Origin of the sequence: Streptomyces sp. NPDC001549 (genome assembly GCF_042894025.1) — a bacterium.
GTDB classification, from domain to species: Bacteria; Actinomycetota; Actinomycetes; order Streptomycetales; family Streptomycetaceae; genus Streptomyces; species Streptomyces kutzneri.
Genome location: NZ_JBIAVJ010000008.1, coordinates 96,644 through 106,163, shown reverse-complemented (window position 1 = coordinate 106,163; position 9,520 = coordinate 96,644). Strand labels below are relative to the sequence as shown.

Annotated in this window: 6 protein-coding genes; 2 read left to right on the top strand and 4 right to left on the bottom strand. The window is 74.9% G+C overall.

Features of this window, described 5'->3' with window-relative positions; genetic code table 11:
- Positions 1–138: 138 nt before the first annotated feature.
- Entirely contained in the window at positions 139–2,298 is a 2,160-nt protein-coding gene (locus ACFY04_RS16120) for an alpha-N-acetylglucosaminidase (RefSeq protein WP_389117109.1), read from the top strand.
- A 148-nt stretch (positions 2,299–2,446) separates the two neighbouring features.
- Here the strand turns inward: ACFY04_RS16120 and ACFY04_RS16115 are convergent, their stop codons facing one another.
- On the bottom strand, positions 2,447–3,685 hold the full coding sequence (locus tag ACFY04_RS16115; RefSeq protein ID WP_389117107.1) for an MFS transporter: 1,239 nt from the start codon (positions 3,683–3,685) through the stop codon (positions 2,447–2,449).
- Positions 3,686–3,950: 265 nt separating this feature from the next.
- On the opposite strand from ACFY04_RS16115, the gene ACFY04_RS16110 reads away from it, so the two are divergent.
- On the top strand, positions 3,951–5,528 hold the full coding sequence (locus ACFY04_RS16110; protein ID WP_389117372.1) for a molybdopterin-dependent oxidoreductase: 1,578 nt from the start codon (positions 3,951–3,953) through the stop codon (positions 5,526–5,528).
- Here ACFY04_RS16110 and ACFY04_RS16105 read toward each other — a convergent pair.
- The 3 genes from ACFY04_RS16105 to ACFY04_RS16095 all read right to left on the bottom strand — a co-directional run bounded on the left by ACFY04_RS16105 (position 5,490) and on the right by ACFY04_RS16095 (position 9,123).
- Positions 5,490–6,767 (bottom strand): cytochrome P450, encoded by a 1,278-nt coding sequence (locus ACFY04_RS16105; protein WP_389117105.1) that lies wholly within the window; start codon positions 6,765–6,767, stop codon positions 5,490–5,492. The genes ACFY04_RS16110 and ACFY04_RS16105 overlap by 39 nt on opposite strands.
- Positions 6,768–6,851: 84 nt before the next feature.
- Entirely contained in the window at positions 6,852–8,141 is a 1,290-nt protein-coding gene (locus ACFY04_RS16100) for a putative Ig domain-containing protein (protein ID WP_389117104.1), read from the bottom strand.
- Between the two features lie 88 nt (positions 8,142–8,229).
- On the bottom strand, positions 8,230–9,123 hold the full coding sequence (locus tag ACFY04_RS16095; RefSeq protein WP_389117102.1) for a LysR family transcriptional regulator: 894 nt from the start codon (positions 9,121–9,123) through the stop codon (positions 8,230–8,232).
- Positions 9,124–9,520: the final 397 nt, after the last annotated feature.

The following is a 9,520-nucleotide window of genomic DNA, read 5'->3' as shown; positions in this document are numbered from 1 at the left end:
AACCCCGGGGGCCCCCCCCGCCGCCCCGGCCCCCCCCCCCCCCCCCCCGCCCCCCCGGGGGGGGGGGGGGGGGGGGGGGGGGGGGGCCCCCCCCCGGGGCCCCCCCCCCGGGGCCGGGGGCCGCCCGCACGGGCCGACGTGACGACGGACGCGCACCCGGGTGCCTCCCGGAGTCCGGTCCGGGCCCGCACCTTCGACATCGCGCCCGCGCGGGCCGCCCTGCGGCGGCTGCTTCCGCGCCACTGGGGGCAGTTCACCCTGGTGCCCGACACGACGGCCGCCTCCGACACCTTCACCGTGTCCGGCACCCCCGGCGCGATCACCGTGCGCGGCAGCACCGGGGCCACCCTGCTCACCGGCGTCGGCTGGTACCTCCAGCACGTCGCCGGGGTCGACATCGGCTGGCCCGGCGACAGCATCGGCATGCTGCCCGGCCGGCTGCCGGCGGTCCCCGCACCGGTCACCCGCAGCGCGCAGGTCCCGCACCGGTACGCGCTGAACGACACCGACGACGGGTACTCCGGCCCGTACCGCTCCTTCGAGGAGCACCAGCGGCAGATCGACCTGCTCGCCCTGCACGGCATCAACGAGGTGTTCGTACAGGTCGGCGCCGAGTACCCGTACTACCGGGCGCTCCAGGAGTTCGGCTACTCCGCCGGGGAACTGCGGGAGTGGATCCCCGGCCCCGGCCACCAGAGCTGGTGGCTGCTGCAGAACCTGAGCGGATTCGGCGGCCCGGTCACCGAGCGGCTGATGCGCGAGCGTGCCGAGCTGGGCGGGCGGATCGCCGAGCAGCTGCGCGGGCTCGGCATGACCCCGGTGCTGCCGGGCTACTTCGGCACCGTGCCGCCCGGGTTCGCCGCGCGCAACCCGGGGGCGGCAACGGTCGCCCAGGGCGACTGGGCGGGCTTCGACCGCCCGGACTGGCTGGACCCCGCCTCGCCCGTGTTCGGGAGGCTGGCCGCCGCGTACTACGCCGAGCAGCGCGAGGTGTTCGGGGACAGCACGATGTACCGGATGAGCCCGCTGCACGAGGGCGGCCAGACCGGATCCGTCGACGTCGGCGCCGCCGCGGGCGCCATCCAGGGCGCCTTGCACGCCGCCCACCCGGGTGCGCTGTGGGCGGTGCTGGGCTGGCAGGACGACCCCGCCCCGGAGCTGCTGGCCGGGGTGGACACCTCGAAGCTACTGATCCTGGACGGGCTGTCCGACCGCTACAACCGGCTCGACCGCGAGTCCCGTTGGGACGGGGCCCCGTACGCGATGGGCACCATCTACAACTTCGGCGGGCACACCACGGTCGGCGCGAACAGCTCCGTGTGGATCGAGCGGTTCGGCCCCTGGCGGGACAAGGCGAACAGCGCGCTCGCCGGGATCGCCTACCTGCCGGAGGCCACCGGGACCAACCCGGCCGCCTTCGACCTCTTCACCGATCTGGCCTGGGAGCGCGGGCCGGTCGACCAGCGCGCGTGGTTCGCCGGCTTCGCGGCCCGCCGCTACGGCCGTCCGGACGCCGAGGCCGCCGCGGCCTGGGAGGAGCTCCGCAAGGGGCCGTACAGCACCTCCTCGGGTCTGTGGTCGGAGTCGCAGGACAGCCTGTTCACCGCCCGGCCGAGCCTGACCGCGGCGGGGGCGGCCTACTGGAGCCCCCGGTCCATGCGCTATCCGGCCGGTTCGGTGCGCAAGGCCCTGGACCACCTGCTGAAGGTGGATCCGGCGCTGCGCGGCTCCAGCGCCTACCGCTTCGACCTGGTGGACACCGCCCGGCAGGCCCTCGCCAACCACTCGCGGGTGCTGCTGCCGAAGATCAGGGCGGCCTACGAGGCCAAGGACCTGGCCCGTTTCCGGGCCCTGACGGCCGAATGGCGGGACGGGGAGCGGAAGTTGGAGGCGGTCACCGGATCCGACCCGGCCTTCCTCCTCGGCACCTGGCTCTCCGCGGCGCGCTCCTGGGGCGCGGACCGGGCCGAGCAGGACCGGTACGAGTACGACGCCCGCTCGCTGCTGAGCGTGTGGGGCCGCCGCAGCACCAGCGAGGGCGGTTTCCTGCACGACTACGCGAACCGCGAATGGAGCGGCCTGATCTCGGAGTTGTACGCACCCCGGTGGGCGCACTACTTCGCTTCGCTGGACGAGGCACTGGTGCGGAAGACCGCGCCGCGGGAGATCGACTGGCACGCCTTCGAGGCGGAGTGGGCGGGGCGCACCACCCGCCATCCGGACCGGCCGACCGGTGACCCGTACCGGCTGGCCGCACAGATCGCCGCGGCCCTCCCGGCGGCTGCCGCCACCCGCTGACCCGCGCCACCGGCCTGCCCGGACCCCGGGCAGGTCCGGACCCCGGGCAGGTCCGGACCCCGGGCAGGTCCGGACCCCGGCAGGCCCGGACCCCGGGCAGGCCCGGACCCCGGGCAGGCCCGGACCCCGGGCAGGTCCGTGCACGGGGTCATGCACCTCGTTTCCGCCCCGCCCATGCGGCTCCGGCGGCCGCCAGGCCGAGGACGGCGATCGAGGCGGCCGAGAGCAGCAGGGTCTCCCGGGCTCCGAGCCCGGCCACCAGCGGGCCGCCCAGCACGGTACCGAGCGGCACCGCGAGCACCCCGACCGCCGAGCTCGCGGCCAGCGTCTGGGGAAGCAGTTCCGGCGGGGCCGAACGCTGGAAGAGGGCGGTGGAGAGCGAGGCGTACGGAGGCCAGAGCAGCCCGGCAGCCGCGAACCCGGCGACGGCGACGGCCGTCGGCGCTCCCAGCCCCGTCGGCAGCATGAAGGCACCGACGGCGGCGACGATGCCGGTCGTGGTCGGCCACACCGGCAGGCGGTTCAGGTAGCCGGTCAGGACGGAGCCGAGGACGGCGCCGACCCCGAACGCGGTGTAGAAGGCTGCGAGCAGTCCCGCCGGAGCGCCCAGCCCGTCCGACACGTACAGCGGCAGGGCGACGTACACGGGACCGAAGAGGCAGAAGAAGGCGAAGCTCAGGGCGAGCAGGCCCAGCAGGGCCGGGGTGCGGCGGATGACGGCGAAGCCCGCGGTCCGGGAAGTGCCCCCCTCGGGCGCGGGCGCGGCGTCGTGCGGCACGCCGAAGAGGAAGGTGGCGGCCAGGACGAGGAAGGTCGCCGCGTCGACGGCGATCACCGTCGCAGCGCCACCCCACAGGATCAGGGCGCCCGCGAGCGGCGGGCCGAAGACGGTGGAGAGCGAGCGGACGCCGGACAGGACGGCGTTGCCGGCCAGGTGGTCGCGCTCCGGCAGCAGCCGGGCCAGCAAGGTGTGGACGCCGGCCTGGCCCCAGGAGTGGAGGACGGAGGACAGGGCGAGCAGGGCGACGTACAGCTCGACGCTCAGCGTCCCGAGGGCGTGGCACACGGGGATCGCGCCCAGGGCGGTGGCGCGCAGCAGGGCGTCGCAGGCGACCAGCCGGGCCGGGGAGCGGTGCCGCAGGAACCGGCCGAGGAGGACGGCTCCCGCGGCGCCCGAGAGCGTGTAGGCCGCGGCCGCCAGGGCCACCCACATGCCGCGTTCCGCCGCCGGTGCGATCTCGATCGCCAGCCAGCTCACGGCGACCACGGCCATGCCGTCGCCGAGGGACGAGACGGTGAACCCCGGTAACAGGCGGCGCAGCGTCGAGTGGGTGAGTACGGGCCGGTAGGGCGAGGTCCGGAGGGTCCGGTCGGGTTTCAGGGGCACGGTGTCCACGCTTCCGGGGAACGATGAGGGGTCATGTCGTCATCGTTGCCGCGCGCCCGGCCGTCGCCGCGGCCCGTTCACTCCGGGCGTGGTCCTTTCACCCTGGGCGCAAGACGCCGGCACTGCCCGGCACGGCAAGGTCGGGCCCCGCGGCACGGCTGCGCGGCCGGGCCCGGCGGCACGGCGCCACCACAAGAGTGCCCGGGCGGGGGACACTGGCCGTGTGGAGTCAGACCCGAGCCGTTCCGCACGGCCGCGGCGTGCGATGGGCGCCGTCAGCGGGATCGTCGCGGCCGTGGCCGGACTGGCGTCCGCGCAGCTGGCCGCGGCGGCCGGCCGGCCCGAGGCCTCGCCGGTCACGGCCGTCGGCGGGGCCGTGGTCGACCTGACGCCGGTGGCCGTCCGGGAATGGGCCATCCGGCTGTTCGGCACCTCCGACAAGCTGGTGCTGGGCCTCGGCATCCTCGCCGTCCTGGCCGCGGTCGCCGTCGGCGCCGGGCTGCTCGCCGTACGCCACCTCCCGGCCGCGATCGCCGTCACGGGCGGATTCGGGCTGGTGGGAGCGCTGGCCGCGCTCAGCCGGCCGGATGCCTCCTGGCGGGACGCGCTGCCCTCACTGGTGGGCGCACTGGTCTCGGCCGGGGTGCTGTACCTGCTGGTCACGGCCGGGAGACGGACCCGCCCGGCCGGAGCCGTGCAGGGCGGGGCCGGGGCGATGGACCGGCGTGGCTTCGGCCGGCTGGTGGTCGCCGTCCTGGCTGCGTCGGCCGGGGTCGGACTCGGGGCACGACGTCTGGGTGCGCACGGCAGTGCCGACGCCACCGCCTCCCGGGCCCGCTTCGTCCTCCCCCGGCCCACCGTGCCCGCGCCGCCGGTGCCCGCCGGGGCGGACCTGCGGGTGCCCGGGCTCGGCCCCTTCCTCACCCCGGACCAGGACTTCTACCGGGTGGACACCGCACTGGTCGTCCCGCGCGTGGACGCGGACACCTGGCGGCTGCGCATCCACGGGGAGGGGGTCGCCCGGCCCCTGACCCTGGATCTGCGCCGGCTCCTCGCCCGCCCGGTGGTCGAGCACGACATCACGCTCACCTGTGTGTCCAACGAGGTCGGCGGCCCGTACGCGGGCAACGCCCGCTGGCTCGGCGTACGTCTCGGGGACCTGCTCCGGGAGGCGGGGGTGCGGCCGCCGTCCGAGGGCGGGCCCGCCGACCAGCTGGTGGCACGTTCGGTGGACGGCATGACCATCGGCACACCGGTCGAGGCCGTCATGGACGGCCGGGCGGCGCTGCTGGCCGTCGGCATGAACGGCCGGCCGCTGCCCTTCGCCCACGGGTTCCCGGTGCGGATGGTCGTACCGGGCCTGTACGGGTACGTCTCCGCCTGCAAGTGGCTCACCGAGCTGCGGCTGACCACCTTCGCCGCGTACGACGCCTACTGGGTGCGCCGGTCCTGGGCCCAGCAGGCCGTGGTCAAGACGCAGTCGCGGATCGACACCCCGCGCCCGTACGCCGACCTGGCACCGGGCCGGGTGCCGGTCGCCGGGGTGGCCTGGGCCCAGCACCGCGGGATCGAGCGGGTCCAGGTACGGGTGGACGGCGGCGCCTGGCAGGAGGCGCGGCTCGGGGCGGCGGACGGCGTCGACACCTGGCGCCAGTGGGTCTGGCCGTGGGAGGCCACCCCCGGGCCGCACACCCTGGAGGTCCGCGCCACGGACGGCACGGGCGCGGTGCAGACGGGAGTCCGCACCGGGACCGTGCCGGACGGGGCGACGGGGTGGCACACGGTGAACGTACGCGTCCGGGCTCTAGGAAGTGGCCTGTCGGCCGGGGCGGACCGGGAGTGAGCGGACGTTGTTGCTGATGAAGCTGTTCTGGTAGGGGAGTTCGGACTCCGGGACGGCGAGGTCGAGGTCGGGGAAGCGGGTGAAGAGCCGCTCCAGGGCGATCGTGGCCTCCAGCCGGGCGAGCGGGGCCCCGGTGCAGTAGTGGGCGCCGTGGCCGAAGGCGAGGCTGCGGGCGGCGGTGGGGCGGGTGAGGTCGAAGCGGTCGGCGTCCGGACCGTGGAAGGACTCGTCGCGGCCCGCCGCGCTGTATCCGGCGAGCACCGGGGTGCCCTGCGGGATCACGGTCCCGTCGACGGTCAGGTCGCGGGTCGGGTAGCGGAACGGGAACCAGCTGACCGGGGTGTCCCAGCGCAGGGTCTCGTCCACCACGTCCGACCAGGTGGCCTTGGCGTCCAGGACGAGCGCGAGCTGGTCGCGGTGGGCGCACAGCGCGCGGACCGCGTTGACGATGAGGTTGAGGGTGGTCTCGTGGCCCGCGACGAGCATCAGCCGCATGGTGCCGATGAGTTCGGCCTGGGTGAGCCGGTCCCCGTCGTCCTCGCGGGCGGCAATCAGGGCGCTGGTGAGGTCCTCGCCGGGGTTCGCGGCGCGGGCGGCCGCGATCGTGCCGGTCAGGGCCATGAGTTCCTGCAGGGCGGCCATCTTCTCGGCCGGGGTGATGTCGGTGGCGATGATCACCTGGTTGGTCAGGTGGTGCAGCCGGCCCCGGTGCTCGGGGTCCACGCCGAGCAGCTCGCAGATGACGTTCATCGGGAGCGGGAGGGCGAAGAGCTCGTACAGGTCGGCGGTCCCGTCGGGGGACCCGGCCGCGGCCCGCCCGAGGTCGTCGAGGAGTTCGGCGGTCAGCTCCTCGACGCGCGGCCGCAGCCGTTCCACCTGGCGGATGGTGAAGGCCTTGCCGACCAGCGCGCGCAGGCGGCGGTGGTCGGCGTCGTCCGCGGTGTGCATGCCCTGGGCATTGGCGAAGACCCGCAGGGGCCAGTCGGCGGGAATGGTGCCGTCCTGCAGGGCGGGGAAGTGCCGGGCGCCCTTGGCCACGTCGGGGTGGGCGAGGAACTCCTTCAGCGCGTCGTGGCCCAGGACGACCGCCCCGGGTACCCCACCGGGGAGCACGACCTCCGCCACCGCGCCGTGCTCGGCGCGCAGCCGGGCGTTGAGGGCGTGCGGGCAGCCGCCGGCGGGGTCGATCACGTGCGGGGCGGCCGGGCTCTGCGGGACGGGTGAGATGTGGGACGACAAGCCGGTTCTCCTGACCTGATGGACGAAACTCGGTCAACAGTGCGGCCTCGGGAGCGGGTTGGACAAGCCCGTGTCCGTCCCGTCTCAGAACCAGTTGAGGGTCAGGGTGAAGGTGGTGCCCGCGGTGGCTCCGGTGGCATCGCTCGCGGTGGCGGTGACCTGGAAGACGCCGCTGCCCCAGGGCTTGCCGGTGATCCTGCCGGAGGCGCTGTCGAGCGTGAGGCCCCAGGGCAGGCCTGTGGCGGCATACCGGACGGGGGGCTTCGCCCCGGTGGTGGTGAGCTGGACGGTGCAGGACTGGTTGAACCTGCACGTCTGCGGGCCGGGGCCGGTGAACTTCAGCCCGCCGGGGGTGGGAGTCGGGGTTGGGGTAGGCGTGGGCGTCGGGGTGGGAGTGGGCGTCGGGGTCGGGGTGGGGGTGGGGGTGGGAGTGGGGGTGGGCGTGGCGCCGCAGCCCGGGGTGGCCTCCGGTGGCAGCGGGACCCGCCAGATCTGCGTGTCGTTCTCCGAACCGACGAGCAGGTTCGCGCAGTCGGCGTACGTCACCGTCTCCCCCTGCGACTGGGCCGGGAGGGCGACGTCCGCGAGCTTGACCCCGGCCGTGTCGTACACGGAGGCCGTGTTCGCGCCCAGCGGCCCGCCACTGCGCAGGGTGTACGAGGCACCCGTCGGCGAGAAGGCGCCGTCGGTGGCGAACACGGGGCCGGGCCGGACCGCGGTGAGGGTGTTGACCTGACCGGTCACCGGCGGCAGCGGGGCCTGGTAGAGCCGGCCGGCGGCTCCGATGAGCTTGCTGGCGACGTAGAGGCGGCCGGTCACGGGATCGGCGAGCAGGGACTCGGCGTCGTGCTTGCCGTCGGCGTAGGCGAAGCGGTAGGTCACGGGCGTGACCGTGGCGTTCGTGAGCTGATCCGGCTCGGCGAACCGGTGCACGGTGATCTCCGCGCGCCCGCTGAGGTTGTCCCCGATGTCGCCGACCAGGATCGCCGGGCCGCCGCCCGCGTCCGTACCGAGCGCCAGGCCTTCCCAGTCGGTGTTGCCGACACCGGCGACGGTGAAGGTGGCCAGCAGGCGGCCGGTGGCGCCGTTGCAGTCGACGGCGAAGACCTGGTTGGTGTTCCCGCTGTCGTTGACGGCGTAGAAGACCCCGGGATGTCTGCGGCTCATGGCGAGGCCGCTGAGCTCGGCGAGCCCGCCGGGGAGGGTGCACTTCTTCTCCGGCGCCAGGGCCACGGCGGCGGCCTGCGGGGCGGCGGAGCCGGTGGAGACGGTGGAGGCGGTGGCCGTGGCCATCCAGGCGAGCGCGGGCAAAATCGTGGCGAGGACCGCGGTCGCGAGGGCGGCGGCCCGTGGGGGTGTCAGGAGTCGGGACATGCGCACAATGTGAGGGGACATCAGTTGGTGTGCCAGACCCCGCCCCCTCCTGTTCGAGCATCGTTCAATGCCGCGGCGGCATGTCCGGTCAGCGCACCGGCTCCCGAACGGGTGCCTTGTGCCCAGCCTGCGCGATGAACGCGCGGGCCGCCCGGCTGAGCGGCCGCCGGGCGTGGGCGATGCCCACCGGGCGCAGCAGCGGCGGTGTGAAGGAGCGGATCTCGGCCCGGCTCCCGAAGGCCCTCAGCACCACGTCCCGGTACCAGATGAGGGAGCCCCGGCCGTCCGTCACACCCGTCACCCACGCGAGGCGTTCGTCGACCTCCAGGGTGGGGACGGGCCGCACTCCGAGGCAGCTGAACATGGCCTCCATCTCGGTGCGCCGGCCGGTCCCCGGCGCGGGCAGCACCATCGGCAGCCCGTCGAGCATGCGCAGGGGCATCGGGTGGGGCAGCCGGGAGCCCGGCGGTGATATCAGCACCACCTCCCGCTCCTGGATGAAGTGGGTGGAGAGCTCCTTGTCGACGGGCAGGTCGACCAGGGCCAGCTCCGCGCGCCCCTGGGTCACCTCCTCGACCAGGGCCTCCCTGCTGTCGTGCTGCTGGAGCCGGACGTCGACGGCCGGGTGCCGTCCGGTGAAGGCCGCGATGAGGTCGGTGGCCAGGTCGAGGGCGAGCGTGGGAGTGGTGACCAGGGTCAGGACCGCCCCGGCGCCCCCGCCGTGCGGGGTCCCTATGTCGTCGATGGCCTCCACCGCGTTGAGCACGGTCCGGGCCAGCCGGACGACCCGGGCCCCCTCCGGCGTGAGGTCCACCCCCCTTCCCCGGCGGGCGAGGAGCTCGACGCCGAGATCGCGCTCCATGGCCTGCACGGCCCGGGACAGCGCGGACTGGGCGACGAAGACCGAGGCGGCGGCCCCGGTGATGGACCGGCAGTCGGCGACGGCGACGAGGTAGCGGAGCTGCGCGAGGGTGGGGGTCATGACCGGACGGTAACCGCGTGAGGCTGTACCTGTAAGGGCTCGTCGGGTGAACAACTGACCGGGTCCGGCGTGACGGTCATGCCCGGTCGGTGAGTAGGCATGCCGGCGCGGCATGCCCGCGAGGACGCGGTACGCCGGCCCGCGCGGCGGGGGCGGCCCCGCCCGGCGGAGAACGCCGCAGGCCACCGGCTCGGCCGGGGTGTGTCGTGGGTCCGCCCGGGCGGGAATCCGGGTGGCACGTGTATGCCGAGGGTGCGAAGCATCGTATTCCGCATGGCTGTTGACAGTGCAGGGTGGCCCCCGCACGATGCATCGCGGCATGCGGGTGTTTGATCACGGTTCAATCCCGCCGTACCCGCGGCGGGTGCCCCGGCCGGTGTGCGTGTGACCGCCGCGC

What these genes read in the sequence shown, in the direction of transcription:
- ACFY04_RS16110 (WP_389117372.1), top strand. Translation starts at nt 3,951, where the DNA reads ATGGGCGCCGTCAGCGGGATCGTCGCGGCCGTGGCCGGACTGGCGTCC.
- ACFY04_RS16100 (WP_389117104.1), bottom strand. Translation starts at nt 8,141, where the DNA reads ATGTCCCGACTCCTGACACCCCCACGGGCCGCCGCCCTCGCGACCGCG.
- ACFY04_RS16095 (WP_389117102.1), bottom strand. Translation starts at nt 9,123, where the DNA reads ATGACCCCCACCCTCGCGCAGCTCCGCTACCTCGTCGCCGTCGCCGAC.